Origin of the sequence: Actinomyces urogenitalis (assembly GCF_002861525.1) — a bacterium.
Classification (GTDB): Bacteria; Actinomycetota; Actinomycetes; order Actinomycetales; family Actinomycetaceae; genus Actinomyces; species Actinomyces urogenitalis.
On record NZ_PKHA01000008.1, the window covers coordinates 92,781 to 113,572 of the forward strand.

At 66.6% G+C, this 20,792-nt stretch carries 17 protein-coding genes; 7 read left to right on the forward strand and 10 right to left on the reverse strand.

What is annotated here, in order from left to right:
- Position 1: 1 nt before the first annotated feature.
- From CYJ26_RS08185 to CYJ26_RS08195, 3 genes are all read right to left on the reverse strand, one after another.
- Positions 2–847: a carbohydrate ABC transporter permease gene (locus tag CYJ26_RS08185; protein WP_006548451.1), complete on the reverse strand. Its 846-nt coding sequence runs from the start codon at positions 845–847 to the stop codon at positions 2–4.
- 131 nt (positions 848–978) lie between these two features.
- A complete protein-coding gene (locus tag CYJ26_RS08190) occupies positions 979–2,256 on the reverse strand; it encodes an extracellular solute-binding protein (protein WP_006548452.1) in 1,278 nt (425 codons plus the stop codon).
- A 16-nt stretch (positions 2,257–2,272) separates the two neighbouring features.
- Positions 2,273–3,181 carry a DMT family transporter gene (locus CYJ26_RS08195; protein ID WP_006548453.1) on the reverse strand — a complete coding sequence of 303 codons (909 nt, stop codon included), beginning with the start codon at positions 3,179–3,181 and terminating at the stop codon, positions 2,273–2,275.
- Between the two features lie 256 nt (positions 3,182–3,437).
- Here CYJ26_RS08195 and CYJ26_RS08200 point away from each other — a divergent pair, with 256 nt between their 5' ends.
- Positions 3,438–4,517: a LacI family DNA-binding transcriptional regulator gene (locus tag CYJ26_RS08200; protein ID WP_006548454.1), complete on the forward strand. Its 1,080-nt coding sequence runs from the start codon at positions 3,438–3,440 to the stop codon at positions 4,515–4,517.
- A gap of 204 nt (positions 4,518–4,721) precedes the next feature.
- Here the strand turns inward: CYJ26_RS08200 and CYJ26_RS08205 are convergent, their stop codons facing one another.
- Positions 4,722–5,720 carry a sugar phosphate isomerase/epimerase family protein gene (locus CYJ26_RS08205; RefSeq protein ID WP_101638253.1) on the reverse strand — a complete coding sequence of 333 codons (999 nt, stop codon included), beginning with the start codon at positions 5,718–5,720 and terminating at the stop codon, positions 4,722–4,724.
- 38 nt (positions 5,721–5,758) lie between these two features.
- Positions 5,759–6,961 carry a Gfo/Idh/MocA family protein gene (locus CYJ26_RS08210; protein ID WP_006548456.1) on the reverse strand — a complete coding sequence of 401 codons (1,203 nt, stop codon included), beginning with the start codon at positions 6,959–6,961 and terminating at the stop codon, positions 5,759–5,761.
- 418 nt (positions 6,962–7,379) lie between these two features.
- Between CYJ26_RS08210 and CYJ26_RS08215 the strand changes: the two genes are divergently transcribed.
- A complete protein-coding gene (locus tag CYJ26_RS08215) occupies positions 7,380–8,390 on the forward strand; it encodes a LacI family DNA-binding transcriptional regulator (RefSeq protein ID WP_244902049.1) in 1,011 nt (336 codons plus the stop codon).
- A 51-nt stretch (positions 8,391–8,441) separates the two neighbouring features.
- On the opposite strand, the gene CYJ26_RS10740 is transcribed toward CYJ26_RS08215, so the two are convergent.
- The 4 genes from CYJ26_RS10740 to CYJ26_RS08235 form a co-directional block, all read right to left on the reverse strand.
- Positions 8,442–8,585, reverse strand: coding sequence for a hypothetical protein (locus tag CYJ26_RS10740; RefSeq protein WP_156102124.1), 144 nt, complete (start codon positions 8,583–8,585; stop codon positions 8,442–8,444).
- A gap of 1,250 nt (positions 8,586–9,835) precedes the next feature.
- Positions 9,836–10,825, reverse strand: a complete 990-nt coding sequence (iolG, locus tag CYJ26_RS08225; RefSeq protein ID WP_101638254.1) for an inositol 2-dehydrogenase — start codon at positions 10,823–10,825, stop codon at positions 9,836–9,838.
- Positions 10,826–11,003: 178 nt separating this feature from the next.
- Positions 11,004–12,080: a transaldolase family protein gene (locus tag CYJ26_RS08230; protein WP_006548460.1), complete on the reverse strand. Its 1,077-nt coding sequence runs from the start codon at positions 12,078–12,080 to the stop codon at positions 11,004–11,006.
- Between the two features lie 151 nt (positions 12,081–12,231).
- On the reverse strand, positions 12,232–12,978 hold the full coding sequence (locus CYJ26_RS08235; RefSeq protein ID WP_101638255.1) for a GntR family transcriptional regulator: 747 nt from the start codon (positions 12,976–12,978) through the stop codon (positions 12,232–12,234).
- A gap of 280 nt (positions 12,979–13,258) precedes the next feature.
- Here CYJ26_RS08235 and iolC point away from each other — a divergent pair, with 280 nt between their 5' ends.
- The 5 genes from iolC to CYJ26_RS08260 all read left to right on the forward strand — a co-directional run bounded on the left by iolC (position 13,259) and on the right by CYJ26_RS08260 (position 19,791).
- Positions 13,259–14,251 carry a 5-dehydro-2-deoxygluconokinase gene (iolC, locus tag CYJ26_RS08240; RefSeq protein WP_006548462.1) on the forward strand — a complete coding sequence of 331 codons (993 nt, stop codon included), beginning with the start codon at positions 13,259–13,261 and terminating at the stop codon, positions 14,249–14,251.
- An 11-nt stretch (positions 14,252–14,262) separates the two neighbouring features.
- Positions 14,263–15,141: a Cgl0159 family (beta/alpha)8-fold protein gene (locus tag CYJ26_RS08245; protein ID WP_024035795.1), complete on the forward strand. Its 879-nt coding sequence runs from the start codon at positions 14,263–14,265 to the stop codon at positions 15,139–15,141.
- A complete protein-coding gene (iolB, locus tag CYJ26_RS08250) occupies positions 15,138–16,007 on the forward strand; it encodes a 5-deoxy-glucuronate isomerase (RefSeq protein ID WP_101638256.1) in 870 nt (289 codons plus the stop codon). The genes CYJ26_RS08245 and iolB overlap by 4 nt, the downstream gene beginning before the upstream one ends.
- 53 nt (positions 16,008–16,060) lie before the next feature.
- Entirely contained in the window at positions 16,061–17,968 is a 1,908-nt protein-coding gene (gene iolD, locus CYJ26_RS08255) for a 3D-(3,5/4)-trihydroxycyclohexane-1,2-dione acylhydrolase (decyclizing) (protein WP_034235767.1), read from the forward strand.
- A gap of 329 nt (positions 17,969–18,297) precedes the next feature.
- Positions 18,298–19,791: a CoA-acylating methylmalonate-semialdehyde dehydrogenase gene (locus CYJ26_RS08260; protein ID WP_006548466.1), complete on the forward strand. Its 1,494-nt coding sequence runs from the start codon at positions 18,298–18,300 to the stop codon at positions 19,789–19,791.
- Positions 19,792–20,095: 304 nt separating this feature from the next.
- Here CYJ26_RS08260 and CYJ26_RS08265 read toward each other — a convergent pair.
- Positions 20,096–20,792, reverse strand: a 697-nt coding sequence (locus CYJ26_RS08265) for an ISL3 family transposase (protein ID WP_145990779.1), incomplete at its 5' end; no start/stop codon positions are given.

Below are 20,792 nucleotides of genomic sequence, written 5' to 3' on the forward strand. Positions count from 1 at the left end.
ATCAGCTTTCGTAGTGGACGAGTTTCTTCTGCGCGCCAAACTGGATGGCGGTGACCACGAGCGTCAGGGCCAGCAGCACCACGGAGGCGGCGCTGGACAGACCGAACTGGGACTTGGCGAAGCCCAGGTCGTAGATGTGGTAGACGATGGTGCGCGTGCCGTTGTCTGGGCCGGCGTTCTTGACCAGGACGAAGACGAGATCGAAGGTCTGCAGCGACGAGATACAGGCGACGATGCACTGGTAGAAGATGATGGGGGACAGCAGCGGCAGCGTGATCCGGAAGAAGCGGGCGATCGGGCCGGCGCCGTCGATCTTGGCGGCCTCCATGACCGACGGCGAGATGCCCTGCAGCCCGGCCATGAAGATGACGATGTTGAGGCCGACCGAGGACCAGATGGTCACGATGCACACGGAGATGAGCGCGAGCCAGGGGTGTCCGAGCCAGTCGATATTCTCCACACCGAAGACCGCCGAGATGACCCCGGAGATGACTCCGTCCTGGCGCAGCAGCTGCTGCCAGATCAGGGCGATGGCGACGGCGCTGGTGACCACCGGGGCGAAGAGCATGACCAGGTAGACCGAGCGGAAGCGGACCTTGTTGAGCACTGTGGCGCCCACGATCGACAGAAAGAGGCCGATCGGGACCGTCACGAGCATGATGACGCCGGTGTTGAGCACGGCGCGTCCTAGGTCGGGGTCGGAGAGCTGGTCGCGGAAGTTGTCCAGCCCGACGAAGCTTGGCATCCCGAAGCCGTTCCACTGGGTGAAGGCCAGGACGAAGGAGGCTGCGAAGGGAATGAGGGTGAACAGGCAGATGCCGAGGACCTGAGGGGCGACGAAGAACATCCCCCACCGTCGGTCGTTGCGGCGCCAGCGAGCCTCGGTGCTCTGAGGGCCGCGGCGTTGAGTGCCTTCAGGTTCTGCGGAAGCGGGTTGCTCGCCGGGGCGGGTGGCAGTGTCAGGACACGAGCTCATGGTCATGAGGCCTTCTCAGCCACCAGGGCGGCGATCGCGTCAAGGGTTTCCTGAGTGGTGGCCTTGCCCTGGTAGAGCGGCTGCATGTACTCCACGGCGATCTCGTTGGACAGGTCAGTGACGGCTGCCTCGACGGGGTAGTTGGAGAATCCGGCGTCACGCATGTCCAGCATGGTCTGGGCGTGGGCGGGGTAGCCGTCAGCCAGGACGATCTCGTCAGCGCCCGTGATCGAGGGTACGGCGTTGCCACCTTCGCTCAGGCGCAGCTCCTGGCCAGCGGCGCTGAGGTAGGTGTCGTAGAAGGCGAGGGCACCAGCCTTGTTCTTCGTCTTGGCGTTGATGGCGAGGTAGGAGGCAGCCACTCCTGTGGGCGCGGCAGCGCCGTCCGGGGTGGGCCAGCGAACGATGTCGTAGAGGTCCTTGTCCACGCCTGCGCCCTCGATCGTGCCGATGGTGTAGCGGCCTGCAGCGAGGAAGCCGAGCTGGTGGGTCACGAGCAGGCTGTCCTCGCCAGTGCCCTCGGGAAGCAGATCGGCCACGATGAGCTCGCCGCTGCGGAACCTCGTGGCGTACTCCTCCAGTGCTTTGACGCTGGCCGGATCCGTGTTGGCCACGTAGGTGTCTCCGTCGTAGACCTTGCCTCCCCCGCAGCTGATGATCGAGTCGTGGGTGCCCCAGTAGTTCCAGTAGCAGGCGCCGTTGAGGCCAGCTGCCTTGAGCTTGGCCGTCATGGCGAAGAAGGCCTCGGTGGTCCACTGGTCGGAGGCAGCGAGCGTGGCCGGGTCCTCGGTGATTCCGGCGGCCTTGAGCGCCTCCTTGTCGAACCACAGGCAGTCGGGGTTGCAGTCATTGGGCAGGGCGTAGAGAGCACCCTCGAAACGGGCGACGTCGAGCAGAGAGCTGTTGAAGCTGTCCAGGTCGAGGCTGGTCTCGCCCTCAATAGGAAGCAGGACGCCGTTACGGATGAAGGAGGCGATGCGGTCATCGCCCACGTAGAAGACATCCGGTGCCGTGCCTGAGGAGAGCTGGGTGAGCAGCTTGGAGTGGTAGTCGGAGTAGGACGCCGTGGGCTGGAAGACGAGCTCGACCTCAGGGTGGTCCTTCTTGAACTGCTCCTGGACGGCGTCGTAGCGCTTGAGCTCCTCGGGTGAGCCCCAGGTAGACCAGGTCACGGTGTTGGCGCCGGAGGATCCGGACGAGCCGGAGCATCCGGCCAGGACGGCGGCTGCCAGGCTGAGGCTGGAGATCTGGGCGAAACGGCGACGGGACAGGGTGTTCATGGTGTTTTCTCCTTCACTAGTCGACGGTGACGTTGTGAGATGTGACTGCGGCCTGGGTGGTCGTAGCCACGGGGGTCTGTGGGGTGCTGCGGGCGCCGAGGACCGTGGCGGCGAGGATGACGCCGCCTCCGATCAGCAGCCGCGCGCTCAGGTGCTCCCCGCCGAGCGCGATCGCGAAGAGGGAGGCGAAGACGGGCTCAAAGGTCATCATGAGCGCGGTCCGAGTGGCGCTGAGGTGCCGCTGGGCCCAGGTCTGCAGGAGCATGGTGGCGATACCGGCGACCAGCACGGTGTAGGCGATGGCACGCCATGCCACGGGGTCGGCACTCAAGTGAACGCCGCCGGGGATGGCTGCGACCAGGCAGGTCAGGGCGACGCCGACGAGCTGGACCGCGGTGAGGGCCAGCGCGTCCCACTGGGGTGCGAAGCGCTCTAGGACCACGATGTGCAGGGCGTAGAAGAAGGCTCCGAGCAGTGTGAGCCACTCGCCCCAGCCCATGGCGGCTGGACCGGTCAGCGTCAGTACACCCAGGCCGAGGCAGGCCAAGGCGACCGCAACCCATGCCTGGGCAGACAGGCGCACCTTGAGGAAGAGCCACAGGATGATGGGCGTGAGGACCACGTAGGTGCCGGTGATGAAGCCCGAGACCGAGGCGGAGGTGTGCTTGAGCCCATAGGTCTGGGCGATCTGTGCCAGCCCGTACAGGACGCCGAGCCCTAGTCCCGCGCGCCAGCCCCCGGCGGGCAGGCGGCGCAGACGCGGCCACAGGACGAGGGCGATGAGCGCTGCGGCGATGGTGAAGCGGATCGCGAGGAAGTCGATGGGCTCCATACGGTCGACGGCGTCCTTGATGATGAAGAACGTCGAGCCCCAGATCACGGTGATCGTGAGCACAGCGAGCGTCGCCAGACCTGAGCGTCGCATCCTCGCCTCCTTGCGATGTAAGCGGTTGCATTGAAGGATAGAGGCGCGTTTTCAGGTTGTCAATCACGGGAGCTGAGGCAGCCTCGTCTGCCCGGTCGTCAGGCGATCACGTGAGAGAGGCTGTGAGACAGGCGCTTGCGCGCGCAGACACCGAGCGAGGAGTATGACGGGGACGGGGCGAGCCGGTCGCTCCCGACTCGGGGTGCCCGCGGCCGCATCCCCACGAGCACAAGGCGTCACACGACCAGGAGGAGCCATGGGCAGCGCACCCCAGCGCGCCGTCACCCAGGAGCAGGTGGCTCGCGAGGCAGGGGTCTCCCGTGGACTGGTCTCCATGGCGCTGGCAGGCTCTCCCCGCGTCGCCCAGGCCACCCGAGACCACATCCTCGGCACCGCGGCCCGACTGGGCTACCGCGTCAACCGCTCCGCCGCAGCCCTGGCCTCCGGGCGCTCGGGGCTGATCGGCCTGGTCCTGCCAGACCTGCGTAACCCCTTCTTCGACTTCATCGCCCACGCCCTCCAGGTCGCGGCCCGGGAGCAGGGCCTGACCCTCGTCATCACCCTGGCCACCCAGGTCGGTGACGGTGAGGGCGCCGTGGACACCATGCTCGCCATGCAGCTCGAGGGGCTGGTGCTCGTCTCCCCGGCCATGCCCGACCCAGTGATCCGGGCCCTGGGCAGGGAGACGGCCGTGTGCCTCATCGGGCGCACCAGCGCCGGGGGCCGGGTGGACACGGTCCGCCTGGACGAGGAGGCTGCCGCGCTCGTCGTCGTCGACCACCTGCTGGGGGCCGGCACGCAGGACCTGGTCTACCTCACCCCGCCCGAGCACGAGGACCCCAACGCGACCGAGCGCGGCGGAGCCCTGGCGCAGGCCTGCCGTGAGGCGGGGGTCAGGCTGCACACGCTCCTCGCGCCGCGCGACGGGGGCGGAGGAGTCGGTCAGGCCCTGGCGCGCTGCGCCCAGGACGGGCGCCGGATCGGCGTGGTGGCACACAACGACGTCGTCGCCCTGGACGCGCTCGCGGCCCTGCGGGCCGTTGGAGGGTGGACGCCGCTGGTGTCCTACGACGACACCTACCTGGCTCGACGAGAGGAGTTCTCTCTCACCAGCGTCGAGCAGCCCGCTGACGCGATGGCCCGTGACGCGATCCGCCTGGTGTGCGAGCGGTCGGGCCGCCTCACCCTGCAGGGCCGGCAGGAGACGGGCGACGGCGTACCCGCTGGCCCGGAGGCGGCGTCGGGTCCTGGGCGCAGCCTCACCCTGGAGCCGGTGCTGGCGGTGCGGCGCTCCTCGACCCGGCCTGCCGGAGACCTCGCGCCCACCCTGCGCTGAGACCAGGGCGTCTGGGGCTGGAGGTGCTCGGAGCGACGCCGCCAGGCTGGCCGCGCGGCGTGCCACGCACGTGGCGGCAGGCGCTGCACACAGTCAAGGTCCTGGGCGCTCAGGATCGACGAGGTGGGTAAGAGCGTCCAGGAAGGTCTGGGACGACGGCGGTCGGCAGGGCCGGAGGCCTGTCTGGCCGCCGTCGTGGGCTGCTCACAGGGCCTTGGCGGCTGCCAGCAGGTTCGAGGCAGAAATCTGCAGGCCCTCGACGTTGCCGTACTCGGCGTCCTCATGCTCGATGTTGACATTCATGTTCGGGTCAGCCTGCTCGATCGCGCGCAAGAACTCGGCCCAGTAGTCGGTGTCGTGCCCCAGACCGAAGGCAACGAAGCGCCAGGCCGGGTCCTTGGGCCAGGAACTGCACCAGTAGCCGTAGGCCACCGGGACCTTGCCCTCGGCCTCGGCCGGGACGTGGCCGAAGTCAGTGTCGAGCACCCCGCGGTAAGCGGCGCCGGGGAAGATCTTGGTGTCCTTGGCGTGGACGTGGCCGATGAACTTGCCCAGGCGCTTGGTCGCGGCGATCGGGTCCATCTGCTGCCAGAACAGGTGTGAGGGGTCCATGTTGACGCGCAGGTTGGTCGCCCCGGTCTCCTCGACAAGGCGCTCGAAGGAGGGGACGTTGAACACGAGGTTGCGCGGGTGCAGCTCGAGGCAGACCTTGACGTCGTTGTCGCGGGCCAGGGCGTCGATCTCCTTGAAGAAGGGGACGACGACGCTCCACTGGTAGTCCAGGATCTCCATGTCGATCCCGTTCCAGGGATTGACGACCCAGGTGGGGTACCTTGCACCGGGGTCGGTGCCCGGGGTGCCGGACATCGTGACGATTTCTTTCACACCCAGGGCGCCAGCCAGGCGGATGGCATTGCGCAGGTCCTCGGCGTGCTTGAGACCCTCGTTCGGCAATGGCGAGGTCGGGTTACCGGAGGTGTTGAGGCCGGACAGGACCATGCCCTTGTCCTCGAAGATCCCCAGGTAGTCCTCGCGGGCAGTTTTGGACGCCAGCAGGGAATCGACGGGGCAGTGAGGGGAGGGGATGAAGCCGCCGACGTTGACTTCTGCGCCGGTCAGGCCAGCAGCCTTGAGGACGTCGAGAGTCTCGGGCAGGCTGTGGTCGCCCATGCAAGCGGTGTAGGCGCCGTAGGTCAGTGCCATGGTGGTCTTCTCCTAGAAACAGTCGTGGTGGGTGGTGATTACTTGTTGAAGCGGGAGACGTCGACGGCGGCGCCTCCATTGGCGGCGGACTCGGCCACGGCGTTGGCGATGAGCATCTCGCGATAGCCGTCGGCGAAGGTGGCGCAGCGCGGCAGGGAGTCGGCCTCGCTCACGCCCGCGACCTGCTGGAGGAAGGCGTAGGCCTGGTAGGTGAACTGCTCGATCTGGGTGCAGCCCACGCCGCCGAAGGCCATGGAGGAGCCACGCTCGAAGTAGGGGAAGGTGGGGTTGACCAGCACCCGGCGCGGGCCGGACAGGCCGGCCGGGGCGCAGGCGTCGTCGACCATGATCTCGCCGGTGCGGGACAGGTCCCAGGAGGCGCGGCCTCGCGAGCCGTGGACGTCGATCATCATGGCGTTGGGCATGCCCCAGGCGATGCGTGAGGCGGAGAAGGTGCCCACGGCGCCGTTGTCGAAGACGCCGGTGAAGGAGGCGACGTCGTCGTTGGTCACGGGGGCCGTCTCGGCGTCGGAGGTGTCCAGGGCGGTGCCGCGGGTCACGTGCCCCTTGGCGACCGGACGCTCCTTGATCGCGGTGACCATGGCGCCCCCGGAGACGGACACGAGGCGGCCACAGATGGTCTCAGCGGTGTCGATGAGGTGGGAGCCGACGTCGCCCAGGGCGCCCGAGCCCATGGGACCGGCGTAGCGCCAGGCCATCGGGGTGGAGGGGTCGCAGCCGTAGTCGCACCAGTAGCGGGCGTTGATGTGGTTGACCTCGCCCAGGTGGCCGGTGTCGACCAGCTTCTTGATCTCGGCCACGGCCGCGTTGCGGCGGTAGGTGAAGCCGGTGGAGGTGACGACCTCGGGGTGGGCGGCCTCGGCCTCGGCCATGGCCTTGGCGTTCTCGAGGGTGTCAGCCAGGGGCTTCTCACACAGGACGTGCTTGCCAGCGCGGATCATGGCTTCTGCGATCTCGCGGTGCAGGGCGTTGCCGACGACGATGGAGACCATGTCGATACTGGGGTCGTCAGCGATGTCGCGCCAGTCGGTGACGGCCTTCTCATAGCCGTAGCGCTCGGCGGCGTCGACGGCGAAGGGTTCGTAGGCGTCGGCGATGGCGGCGAGTCGGACCTTGGGTAGGCCCAGGTCGAAGACGGTGCCGACCTGCCTCCAGGCGTTGGCGTGGGTGGTACCGGCCATGCCGGCTCCGATGACGGCGACGGAGAGCGTTGTGTCCATGGTGTGTCCTCTTTGACGTGGTAGTGATGCAGGTTTCCACCCCGGCGTTAACGCGCGTTAACGTATGTGGCGAGTATAGACGCTCAGTGTTGACGCGCGTCAAGTCCATGTCGATGACAGCTTGAACGTGACGGTGAGCCTGACGGCGTACTTCTGGGGCGCCCGAGCGGAGGGGCGGGACTTTGCGGCGTACTTCCACGGTGGGGGCGTGCCTGCGCGGTCAGGGCGTTCTTGTGCTGTGAGGGCGCTCGCTACGACGTCGGAGCGGCACGTCTCATTTGCGGGCGTACGCCCTCATCTCACAAGCACGCCGTCATGAGGGGCGGAGAAACGTGGGATAATGGCGAAAACCATGGTAGCGATGCACAGGGAGGTGCGGGCTGTGTCCCGACCGAGACGATCGGTCACGATTGCCACCGTGGCTCAACGTGCAGGCCGCTCAATCTCGACGGTGTCTGCGGCATTGAATAATGCCTCTGGTGTCGCCGACTCGACACGCGAGGAGATCCTCAAGGTCGCCGAGGAACTCGGCTATGAGGTTGATCCTCGTGCCAGACTGATGCGAGCCGCTCACCCCGGGATTATCGGGGTCTCATATTTCCCTGGACAGGCTTTTCAAGCTGAGCTCGTCGATGGCCTCTATCAGGCGGCAGAACGTCATGGACACGGTCTGGGACTTGCAGCTTCGACGCCCCGTCACAGTGAGGTTGAAGGTATCCGCGCCCTGGTGCGCGATCGTTGTGAGGCGATCATCGTCGTCGATTCGCGTGTGCCCTATGAGGATTTGCGTAGCGCCGCTGGTGATGTGCCGCTCTTAGTGTTGTGTCGTCAGGGCCTGACCGACGACGTCGACGCGGTACGTTCGGCTGACGAGGCGGCGGTGGCTGAGCTCGTTGAACACGTGCTGAGCTCGGGTCGTACGGATCTGGTTTATGTTGACGGCGGTGCAGCCTCTTCGGCTGAGCTGCGGGCAGATGGATACCGTCGGGCGATGCAGGTTCACGGGCTTGCGGAGAGGATTGTGCCCGGAGGCGACGGGGAAGAAGACGGAATCCGTGCGGTTGCCGAGCTGGCTGAGCGCGATGAACTTCCACAGGCGCTGGTGCTGTACAACGACCATGCTGCGTTAGGGGCGTTGCTGGAGCTGCGCCGTCGTGGAATCACGGTGCCGCAGCAGGTTGCGGTGGCCGGCTTTGACGACGTCGCGCTCACGGCACTCAGCGCGGTCGACCTCACCACCGTGCACCAGGACGTCGACGCCATCGCGGACGTCGCGGTGCGCCACCTGGTGGAGCGCCTGGGCTGTGAGGACCCGGGCCGCGACCTGCCGGTGCCCGACGGCGTGCAGCGCCACGACCAGCCTGGGGGCGGGGTCCTCTTCACCGTCCCGGCCAGCCTGGTGGTCAGGGGCTCGACCGCCGTGCGGTGAGCCTGCCGGGTCCTGTGCCGCAGCAGACGGGTCCCGGACTCTCCCGGGTCCCTAAGCCTGCGCTGTGTGGTGCGTCGGGTCCTTGAGGGAGCGTGTCAGCAGGAGCAGGCGGATGTAGAGGTAGACGCACAGCGCGGCGCACAGCAGCGCTGGGTGCGTCAGCTCAAAGGTGTAGGAGCTCAGGACGTCGGTCATGTGCAACGTGGTACTGAACGTGTAGGCCACACCGCATGCGAAGGCCAGTGCCAGCTGGGGAGGGAGGAGCCCGATGAGGAGGATCCTCTGCGCGCGGGCACGCGACGTCACGACTCTCGCGCTCGCGTCTGCGACGCACGCCAGGGCAAGGCCGGTTCCAAGCGCCCAGGTTGCGGCGGAAAACGGGTTGACGCCGCTGGTCGCGCGGTAGGTCACGCCGAGGATGAGCGCCAGGCTAAGAACAAGAGCGGCTAAGGGGGGGCGCTGTGCGTGAGATCTGCATTGCGGGTCTCCGTTTCTAGTGAATGTTGGGGCTGCAGGTCCACTTCGTGCAGCATTTTCCAGCCCTGCCTGCAAGTGTCGTAACGAAACATGCGATCTTCGGAACTGCTCCGGGGAGAAACGAGCAGGCGTTTTCCAGCCATCCGGGTGCGATTGATTTGAGGCAGTTCAGGCTATAGTTTTCGCAGCGATGGACTAGGCCGGCAGGGCAGGTGCCGGTTGCTGCTGCGGGGGGAGATGCTTATAGAATTGTCCAGCGCAAACGCAGGCGCTTTCTCATAGGCGGAGACTGCATCGGGTTGCTCGATGATGAGTGAGGGGTTCTTGGGATCTGATGTGTCGATGATAACATCGACAAAAGGAAGTACGGCCGTTGCTCCAGTAGCATGATCCTGATCGAATCCTCCAACTCGGTACCCGTTAACTTCGTTCTGAAGGACGATCACTCGGTCGTAGGTTGAGTATTCTGCTTTGACTCCGGAGATGACGGCCCGCTCGTCGATAGCAGACGTGCTCGCACCATGGTCGCCGTCTGGTGACGTAGCAGCCTCTGTGAGGGACGTCCTAAGCAACTGAGTAGCTGCGACGAGTTCATCCCTGTCAAGAGAGTCAATCGCTGTCACTGCGTTGCAGTCAGATTGTGTCAATGTGTCCGCGCTGGGCGCACCGGTCGCGGGTGCGACTGTGAGCAGGCTCAGGCATTGCAAATGTGGTGAGGAATTTCATTGTTGCTTTCATGATGACCTCTGGGCAGGGAATGGGGGTGAGGAAGGTCTCACTAGGATATCTGCGCAATATGTGAGGTGCAACACGTAATTGACCTCGGAGGGGGGCGCTCGTGGCAGGCCGGAGGAGGCTGTGCGGCAGGGACGGCAGACAAGGCGAGACGGCGCCCGCTGGTGGCGGGCGCCGTCGTCACTGAGCCGGGAGAGGTAAGCTCCCGGCCACCTCGTGCCTGGGGCTCAGCCTCAGGCCAGGCGGACCGGCTGACCGGTCCTGGCGGACTTGGTAGCGGCCTCGGCCAGGCGCAGGGCCTCGACGGCGTCGTCGATGGTGGTCGGGGTCGGGGTGTCGGCCTCAACGGCCTCGATGAAGGCGCTCAGCTCGATGCGGTAGGCGTCGGCGTAGCGCTCAAGGAAGAAGTCGAGGTACGGCTCCTGGGCGTCGGTCACCTCGGCGTTGGACAGACGCACTGTGGTGGCGCGCACGTTCTCGGCGAACAGGGCGCCGCCACGGCCGGAGGCCTCCAGGCGCTGGTCGTAGCCGGAAGCGCAGTGGCGGTTGTTGATGATCGTTGCCACGGCGCCCGAGGTGGCACGCAGGGTGACGACGGCGGCGTCGTAGTCGCCGGTCTCCTTGATGGCCGGGTCGAGGTTCTGGCCAACCGCGTGGACCTCAACAATGTCGCCCAGGAAGAAGCGGGCGGTGTCAAAGTCGTGGATGGTCATGTCGCGGAAGATGCCACCGGAGACCTTGATGTACTCCACCGGCGGGGCGGCGGGGTCACGAGAGATGATGGTCAACTGCTCCAGGTCGCCGATGCGGCCCTCGTTGACCGCTGAGCGCACAGCCGCGAAGCTGGGGTCAAAGCGGCGGTTGAAGCCGAACATCACCGGGGTCGTGATGGCGTCGAGCTCGGTCTGAGCGGCGACGACGTCCTTCATGTCCAGGGCGATGGGCTTCTCGCACAGCACAGCCTTGCCAGCCTTCGCGGCGGCGAGCAGGTGGGGGATGTGCAGGGGGGTCGGGGAACCGATGACGACGGCGTCAACCTCGGGGTCGGCGAAGACGTCCTCGGCGTCCTTGCAGGAGCGAGTGCCGTACTGACTTGCCAGCTTCTCGGCGGCGTCGCCGAAGGGGTCGCAGACCAGAGCGAGGGTGGCCTGGGGGTGAGCGGCGATGGTCTTGGCGTGGACGTGGCCGATGCGGCCGGCGCCGATGAGGGCGATGTTCAGCATAGGAACTTCCTTGTTGTGTGTGCTGGTCGTGGACTGACGTATATTTCATGGCGATGATGACGCGCGTCATCGCCAGCTCTAAGAGAACCGCCTCCGTCGATGCGGTGTGAGCTCACAGGGCGGAGGCGGAACGAGGTCCGGGGCGGCTGGCTAGGCCAACCACCCCGGACCGGGTGCCTCACGGCTGGGGCATGATAACGTCGCGAACGAGGCCGTCCAGGTCCTCGTCGGACTTCATGAAGCCGCGCAGGGTGCGCACGGTGGCGCCGAAGGTCTCGAACTCCTCGATGGCCATGCCGTCAGGCTCGTAGGCGCGACGGAACTCGGGGATCTCGAGCAGGGCCTTCATGATCCTCGGATCGACCTCGTCGTCGATCTTGGAGACGACCTTGTAGCCGGAGTCGTTGATCAGCTTCTGCCAAGCGAAGGGCGGGGAGACAACCAGGTCACCGCCGACCAGCTCGGACCAGTGCATGACGTTGCGGAAGGCGGCCGACAGGACGCGGGCGCGCAGGCCACGGGCCTGGAACTCGTGGTAGGCGCGCTTGAGGGCGGCCACACCGGACCACTCGAAGATGCCCGGGTCGACGAACAGGCGCTCGCGCTTGGCGACGATCTTCATCCAGTCGTCAAGGCGGCCGCCCATGAGGGTGACGACAGGACCCATGGTGGACACGTCCTTGCCCTCGGCCTCACGGCGCTTGAGCCCGCGCTCGATGGCCTCTCCGGCAGCCACGGCCTGGGCGACGGTGAAGGAGACGGTGACGTTGATGGACACGCCGCGGTAGGTGGCGTCCTCGATAGCCTCGATACCGGTCTTGGTGGCCGGGATCTTGACGATGATGTTCTTGGCCAGCCTGGAGAACTCCTCGGCCTGGTCCGCCAGCGCCTTGGCGCTGCGAGCAAGGCGAGGGTCGGTCTGGACCGACAGGCGTCCGTTGCGGCCCTTGTGCTCCTCGAAGATGTCTTCGTAAAGCTTGGCGCCCTCGATGGACATCTCACGCACAACCTGCCAGCCGATTTCAGACTCAGACAGGGTCGGGTTCTCCTCGGCGATCTCCTTGATGCGAGGGATCCAGCGCTCCTTCTTCTGGTTGATGCAGGTGTAGGCGATGGTCGGGTTGCAGGTCGCGCCCACGCCACCGAAGGAGATCGACTGACGAAGCTCGTCGGGGTCGGCGGAGTCGTTCCACAGGACCGTCGGGGTGGTGCGGGCGGCCTCCAGCAGCGGGCCGGGGGTGTATTCAATGGTCATTGGCGCATCTCCTGGGGTGTGAGGCTCCGGTCGGCTCCTTCGCCGTGCCGGCCGATGGCTTCATTGAAATGCTTCCGAGCCCCATTCGTCAAGTTTTGTCTGGACAAATAGTGAAACGCTCGTCGAGGTGTCTGTCAGGGGCAGTGTGGTCTCAGCCAGTGAAGAGGGTGGTCTCGAAGGAGTATCGCGAGGCTCGGTAGATATGGGTGCCGTACTCGATGACCTCGCCGGTGGCGTCGTAAGCTGTGCGCGTAGCGGTCAGTAGGGCGGCGCGGCGGTGCTCGCCAAGCGCCTCGGCCTCCTTGGTGGTGGCGTTACGGGCTCCGATGACCTGAGTGGCTGAGACGGGCACGAGCCCGCTGGCGCGCAGGAGCTCGTACAGGCCGTTGCGCTCAAGGTCCTCCGCGGTGGGGGCTGAGGGGGCTGGCAGGAGGTTGGTCATCAGGGCGATCGGCTCGCCGTCAGCCTTGCGTAGCCGCCGGATTCGTACCACTTCGCAGTCGGGGGTGATCTGGAGGTTTGCTGCTTCCTCGGCGGAGGCGGGGTGGCGCTCATAGGAGAGCACGATCGTCTCGACCGTGTACCCGCTCTCGGTCAGGTCGGTGAGCAAGCTAGACAGCTGCATGGGTCGGTGCACGTGCCGGGAGGTGACGGTCGTGCCGGCACCTCGACGCCTGGCGACCAGGCCGCGGTCCGCCAAACGCTGCAGGGCCTGACGGGCGGTCGGGCGTGAGACGTTGAGTCGGCGGGCCATGGAGACCTCGTCCTCTAGGCGGGTGCCTGGCTCCAGGGTCCCGTCGAGGATGAGGGCTGCTAGTGGCTCGGAGATCTGCATGTGGAGGGGGATGTCGCTGTCGCGGTCGACGGTGACCTCGAGCTGGAAGGTAGAGCTGGGCATGAACGTTCCTTTGACGACCGGTGCGCTCGCCTCAGGGTGAGGCGGGACCGTTTCTCGGCGCAACGTTACGTGATAGCGCACAGTTCGTCAGGTCAATGGAGTCGGAGGAGGGTTGCGGTTGGTGTCGCCCCTGGCCTAGGGGCGCGGCTGTGATGGCATGCGCTCCTCTTTGTACGGACAAAGGCTTGACGAGTGTTCGTTCCGGGATGCAGGCTTGGGTGCAGACAGGCACCGGATCGCCCGCACACAACCCGCCCCCGATGATGTGGAAGGAAAGGCCATGACAGCCTCCGCCAGCACCCCACCGCTCGACGTCCTGACAATCGGACGCTGCGGTATCGACGTCTACCCGCTGCAGACAGGCGTCGGTCTGGAAGACGTCGAGTCCTTCGGAAAGTTCCTGGGAGGCAGCCCTACCAACGTGGCGGTCGCTGCTGCTCGCTACCGCCATCGCTCCGCGGTCATCACCGGAGTCGGTGACGACCCCTTCGGACGCTTCGTGCGCCGGGAGATGCGTCAGCTGGGCGTCTATGACGACTATGTCGTCACCAAGGCAGACTTCCTGACACCTTTGACCTTCTGCGAGATCTTCCCGCCTGACAACTTCCCTCTGTACTTCTACCGGGAGCCCTCTGCCCCGGACCTGGAGCTGACGCAGTCGGACATTCCAGCGGACGCGGTGCGAGAGGCGGAGATCTTCTGGATCTCAGCGACCGGACTGAGCAAGGAGCCCTCGCGCGCAGCTCACCACGCTGCCCTGGATGCCCGCGAGCGTAAGCGCCTGACCATCATGGATCTGGACTACCGTGCCAGTTTCTGGAACAGCGAGGAGGAGGCGCACGCCCGCGTCTTCGAGGCTCTGTCCAAGGTCAACGTGGCGATCGGCAACCGTGAGGAGTGCCGCATTGCCGTCGGTGAGACTGACCCGGAGCGTGCGGCCGACGCCCTGCTCGATGCTGGTGTCGAGATCGCGGTAGTCAAGCAGGGGATGTACGGCACCCTGGCCAAGACGCGCCAGGAGCGGATTGAGATGCCCGTGACTCCCGCTACGACCCTCAACGGGCTGGGTGCAGGGGACGCCTTCGGTGGCGCCATCTGCCACGGTCTGCTGTCCGGGTGGTCACTGGAGAAGACCATCTTTGCGGCCTCGACCGCTGGCGCGATCGTTGCCTCCCGGCTGGAGTGCTCGACGGCGATGCCCACCGAGCCTGAGCTGCTGGAAATGATGCGCACCTACCGTGACGAGTGTGCCCCGACCCTGACGGACCTGTGAGGAGGACGATGATGTCAAGGACACCGCTGACTGACCGGATTGTTGAGATTCGTACCCACTCCCCTGAGCGCGTCGCCGAGGTCATGGCGAGCCGACCGAGGGGAGCTATGCCCACCGGTGACGACAAGCTCCTCGTGATCGCCTGCGACCACCCGGCTCGCGGGGCGCTCGCGGCCGGGCCGGACCCGATGGCGATGGCCTCGCGAGAAGAGGTTCTGGCGCGCTGCGTCGAGGCCCTCTCCCGTCCTGGAGTGGGCGGTTTCCTCGGCACTGCCGATCTCATTGAGGACCTGGCGCTTCTGGGGGCTCTGGACGGGAAGCTGGTCTATGGCTCGATGAACCGGGGTGGTCTGGCCGGAGCGACCTTTGAGATGAATGACCGTATGACCGGCTACGACGCGCGCGGTGTGGTCGAGTCTGGTCTGGACGGCGGCAAGATGTTGCTCCGCGTCAACTACGAGGACCCGCGCACGGTTGACACTCTGGCTAGCTGTGCCGATGCCGTGGACGAGCTGGCCGAGCACCACGTCATGGCGATGGTTGAGCCCTTCGTCTCGCGCTGGGTCAAGGGACGGATCGTCAATGACCTGAGCCCGCAGGCCGTGATCACGTCCATGGCCATCGCCTCAGGCCTGGGACGTACCAGCGCCTACACCTGGCTGAAACTGCCGGTAGTGGAGGACATGGAGCGCGTGCTGGAGGCCTCCACCCTGCCAGCGCTTATCCTGGGTGGCGCCGTGTCCACCGACGCCGACGCCGCACGCGAGAGCTGGCACCGGGCACTGGCCCTGCCCACAGTCAAGGGACTGGTTATCGGCCGTTCCCTTCTCTTCCCGCCCGACGACGACGTCGCCGGGGCCGTTGACAACACAATAGGACTCTTCTCATGACTCTTGATATGCACGTACGTGCGGGCGAAACGGCGCACGACAACCTCGCGGTCGATATCTCCGCTGCGGACGCGGGCTGGGGATTCTCCGGCTTGCGCGTGGTTAACCTCGCAGCAGGCGAGTCTGCCACCCTGACGTCGGGCGACTGCGAGCTCCTCGTTCTGCCGCTGGAGGGCGGCGTGAGTGTTGAGGTCGACAGCGAGACATACCAGATCAACGGCCGCACCGGTGTTTTCGAGCAGATCACCGACTCGCTTTACATTCCGCGTCACAAGTCCTTCACGCTGGCCAGCGCCCAGGGTGGTCGCTTCGCCCTGCCGTCTTCGGTGGCAACCCGCGACCTGCCGGTGCGTTACCTTCCGCGTGAGAAGGCCACGACGGGCATCCGTGGCGCGGGCGACTGCTCGCGCCAGGTGACCAACTACGCCCTGAACAACGACGTGGAGACCTCTCACCTCCTGGTCACTGAGGTCATCACGCCTGGAGGCAACTGGTCCTCCTACCCGGCCCACAAGCACGAGGCCCACACGGCCGACGAGCGTGAGCTTGAGGAGATCTACTACTTCGAGATCGCCCCCTCGCCCGTTGGTGACCCGGGCTTCGGGCTGCACCGCACCTACGGCTCGACCCCGGACAAGCCGATCGACGTGTGCGTGGAGGTCCGTCACGGAGACGTCGCCCTCGTGCCCTACGGCTACCACGGCCCGTGCGTGGCTGCCCCGGGCTACGACATGTACTACCTCAATGTCATGGCGGGCCCGAGCGAGGACCTGGTGTGGCTGGCTCCCGACGACCCGACCCACCACTGGATCCGCGAGTCCTGGCAGGGGCAGGAGCCTGACCCTCGCCTGCCGATGGCCCGCTGAGCGTGCCGGACGCAGCATCTACCACCCTGACCACACCACGAGAGAGCAGATACATGAGCAACGAGGCCTACTCGGGCACCATCCGTCTGACGGTCGCCCAGGCGACGATCCGCTTCCTATCCAACCAGTACTCTGAGCGCGACGGCGTCGAGCACCGCCTCATCGAGGGCGCCTTCGGCATCTTCGGGCACGGCAACGTGGCCGGCATCGGCCAGGCGCTGCTACAGAACGAGATCGACCCCGCCCCGGGCGAGAACCCGATGCCCTACATCATGCCCCGCAATGAGCAGGGCGCTGTGCACGCGGCAGCTGCCTTCGCCAAGGTGCGCAACCGCCTGTCGACCTACATGGTCACGGCCTCCATCGGCCCGGGCTCGCTCAACATGGTCACCGGCGCCGCCCTGGCCACCACCAACCGCGTGCCGGTCCTCATCTTCCCCTCCGACCAGTTCGCCACCCGCGTGCCCGACCCGGTGCTCCAGCAGCTGGAGGACCCCACCACGCTGGACCTGACCGTCAACGACGCCTTCCGCCCGGTCTCCCGCTTCTTTGACCGCATCAACCGCCCCGAGCAGCTCATTCCCTCGCTGCTGGCCGCCATGCGTGTGCTGACCGACCCCGCTGAGACCGGCGCCGTCGTCATCGCCATGCCGCAGGACGTCCAGGCCGAGGCCTTCGACTGGCCGGTCGAGCTCTTCCGCAAGCGCGTGTGGCACGTGCGCCGTCCCCTCGCCGAGCCCGCTGCCCTGGCCCGTGCGGTGGCCAAGATCAAGGCCGCCAAGCGCCCGATGATCATCTCCGGCGGCGGCACGATCTACTCTGAGGCCTGCGAGGAGCTGCGTGCCCTCGCCACGGCGACCGGGATCCCGGTGGCTGACACCCAGGCCGGCAAGGGTGCCATCAACTTCGACCACCCCTGCGCCATCGGTGGCGTGGGCTCGACCGGAGGCGACTCCGGTAACCACATCGCCGACAAGGCTGACCTGGTCATCGGTATCGGTACGCGCTACTCCGACTTCACCACGGCCTCCAAGACGCAGTTCAAGGACCCGGGTGTGGAGTTCGTCAACATCAACGTCACTCCCTTCGATGCCGCCAAGCAGAGCGCCGAGATGGTGGTGGCCGACGCCCGCGAGGCACTGGTCGCCCTGACCGAGGCTCTGAAGGGTTACCACGTCGACGAGGCCTACACCGCTGAGATCGCTCGTGAGCGCAAGTCGTGGCTGGCTCGCACCAGCGAGTGCTACCACCTGGGCCACGGCCCGCTGCCGGCCCAGACCGAGGTCTTTGGCGCGCTCAACGAGATGCTCGGCGACGAGGACATCGTCATCAACGCCGCCGGGTCCATGCCTGGCGACCTTCAGGCCCTGTGGCAGGCCCGCACCCCGGTGCAGTACCACGTGGAGTACGCCTTCTCCTGCATGGGCTACGAGATCCCGGCCGGCCTGGGCTGCAAGCTGGCTCGCCCCGAGTCCGAGGTCGTGGCGATCGTGGGCGACGGCACCTACCAGATGCTCCCCATGGAGCTGGCCACCGTGGTCCAGGAGAACGTCAAGGTCATCTACGTCCTGCTGCAGAACTACGGGTTCGCCTCCATCGGTGCCCTGTCGGAGTCGCGCGGCTCCCAGCGCTTCGGGACCAAGTACCGCCAGCGCGGCGAGGGCACGCACCTGGCTGACGAGCAGAGGGTCAGGGGCGTGGACATCGCCGCCAACGCCGAGTCCTGGGGACTGAAGGTCTACCGCGTGAGCACCATCGAGGACTTCAAGGAGGCCTACGCCCAGGCTCACGCCGGCGAGGAGGCCGCTATGATCCACATCGAGACCGACCTCTACGGTCCCAACCCGCCGGCCTCCTCCTGGTGGGACGTGGCGGTCTCCCAGGTCTCGCGCCTGGAGTCCACCCAGAAGGCGTACCAGGACTACCTGGAGGACAGGAAGCCTCAGCGTCACTACCTGTGAGCCTGCTGCCGGGGCTGAGGGCATGAGGGCCCTCGCCCCTGGCACCGGGGAGGCACGCCCCTGTCCACGGCAGGAGGGTGGGTCCCGGTCATGACGGCGGGGCCGCGGCTCGTCACCGCGGCCCCGCCGTCATGCTGCGGGTGCTGGGCAGGTGCCTGCGAGCCGGCTGTGCGCTGGAGGGGAAATCCAGACATATTGTGCTGACAAAATGTGCCCATACGGGGGTCAAAGGGGTTAGGGTGGCACCGCACATGCACGACAGGTGCTTCGACCCCGCACCACGGTGAGGAACCCAGCCCTGTCCCGTGACGACTCAGGAGTCAACGACGATGAAGACGATTGCCCACTGGATCGACGGACGGTATGACGAGGGAAGCCCTGTCGGCCGTTTTGACGTCGAGAACCCCGGGACCGGTGAGGTCGAGGCCCAGCTCCTCCAGGCCTCCTCCGACGACCTGGACCGCGTGGTCGAGGTAGCCCGCAAGGCGCAGAAGGAGTGGGCCAAGGTCTCCCTGGCCAAGCGCACGGCCATCATGTTCAAGATGCGCCAGCTGGTCCTGGACCACCAGGACGAGATGGCCCGCCTGATCGTGGCCGAGCACGGCAAGAACTACTCCGACGCCGTCGGTGAGATCCAGCGCGGTCGAGAGACCCTGGACTTCGCCACGGCGATCAACCTCGCCCTCAAGGGCGAGCACTCCTTCGACATCTCCACCGGCGTGGACATCCACACCCTGCGCCAGCCGGTGGGTGTGGTCGCGGGCATCTGCCCCTTCAACTTCCCGGCCATGGTGCCGATGTGGATGCACCCCATCGCCATCGCCACCGGTAACGCCTTCATCCTCAAGCCCGCCTCCACCACCCCCTCGGCCGCCCTGCTGACCGCCGAGCTGTACAAGGAGGCCGGTCTGCCCGACGGCGTGTTCAACGTCCTGTCCGGTAACCGCGACCTGGTCACCGACATCCTGGAGCACCCCGGCATCGACGCCATCTCCTTCGTGGGCTCGACCCCGGTGGCCCACATCGTGCAGAACACCGGTGTCACCCACGGCAAGCGCGTCCAGGCTCTGGGCGGGGCGAACAACCACGCCATCGTCATGCCCGACTCCGACCTGGACTTCGCGGCCCAGCACATCTCCGCCGCCGCCTTCGGTGCGGCCGGTGAGCGCTGCATGGCACTGCCGGTCGTCGTCGCCGTGGGCGGCTGCGGTCCGGACCTGGCGCAGCGTGTCAAGGCCCACGCCGAGAAGATCAAGGTCGGCTACGGCATGGACGAGGGCGTGGAGATGGGCCCGGTCATCGACGCCAAGGCCAAGAAGCGCATCATCGGCCTCATCGACGACGCGCAGGCCAAGGGTGCCGAGGTGGTCCTGGACGGGCGTGGCCTCGTCGTCGAGGGCCACGAGCACGGCCACTTCCTCGGCCCGACCATCGTGGACAACGTGCCGCTGGACTCTGAGCTGTACTCCGAGGAGGTCTTCGGGCCGGTGCTTGCCATCGTGCACGCCGACACCTACGAGGAGGCCATCACGCAGGTCAACTCCTCGCCCTTCGGCAACGGTGCGGCCATCTTCACCAACGACGGCGGAGTCGCCCGCCGCTTCGAGCTCGACGTGGAGGCCGGCATGGTCGGCATCAACGTCCCGATCCCGACGCCGGTGGCCTACTACTCCTTCGGCGGGTGGAAGGAGTCGCTGCTGGGCGACACCCACATCCACGGTCCCGAGGGCGTGCGCTTCTACACCCGGGCCAAGGCCGTCACGAGCCGCTGGCCCAGCGAGAAGACCTACGCCGCCACCATGTCCTTCCAGCGCGAGGAGTAGGAGCAGACTGCGCCGGTCGGTGACGAGCGCCGACTGGTAGCGCGCAACCGGGGTGGGACTACCTGACGCCAGGTGGTCCCACCCCGGTTGCGCGCTACCCGGAGCGGCCCGTCAGGACTCCTAAGGTGACTTGCGACTCCTCTGACAGCACGCCTGCTGGGAGAGTAATGCGGGCCACGCCAGGACGCGTTGTGCGTCTTCTGGCCCCTTGCGGACAAGGATGTGATCTCAACGATCAAGAAGGTCGTCTCGGTCGCTGCTTCTGTCCTTATTGCTGTGGGTGCGCTAGGGGTTTCCTGGCTCTTCACGAACGAGGGTGTAGCGCGGGTCTAAACCCTCCGGCTTCGAGCAGCGACCGAGCGATGTAGTGGGTGAGGTTGCGGAAGCCGAGGGCGGAGCCGCGGAGGTGTTCGAGTCGCCCGTTGATGGCCTCGGTGGGGCCGTTGCTGGTGCCGGGGCGGTCGAAGAATGCGAGGATGTCGCCCGCCCGCTGCTTCATGGTCCGGCCGAGCTTGCGGACCTCGACGAGCGCCGCGGGAACGCCGCTGCTGATCGCAGCGATCACCTCCTGCATCATCGCTTTCGCTTTCTTCTTGTCGGGCTCCCGGTAGGCCGCGACGATGCGCTGGTAGATGCCCCAGGTCGCCTCGACCTCGACGTGCTCCTCGCTCGCGAACACTGCGTCCAGGCGTGCCCGCTGCCGGTCGGTGAGCAGGCTCGCCCCGGTGTGCAGGGTGCGGCGGGCTTTGTAGAGCGGGTCGCCCTTGAGCCCGCGGTGCCCGGTGGTGTCTTGCTGGACCCGACGCCGGCAGACATCCAGCGCGTCGCCGGCGAGGCGGACCACGTGGAACGGGTCCATGACGGGGACGGCGTCGGGGAGTTCCTCGGCGGCAGCGGTCTTGAACCCGGCGAAGCCGTCCATCGCGACCACCTCGATCCGCTTCGCCCAGTCCGCAGGGCGGGCGGCGAGCCACTGCTTGAACACCACCTTGGAGCGGCCC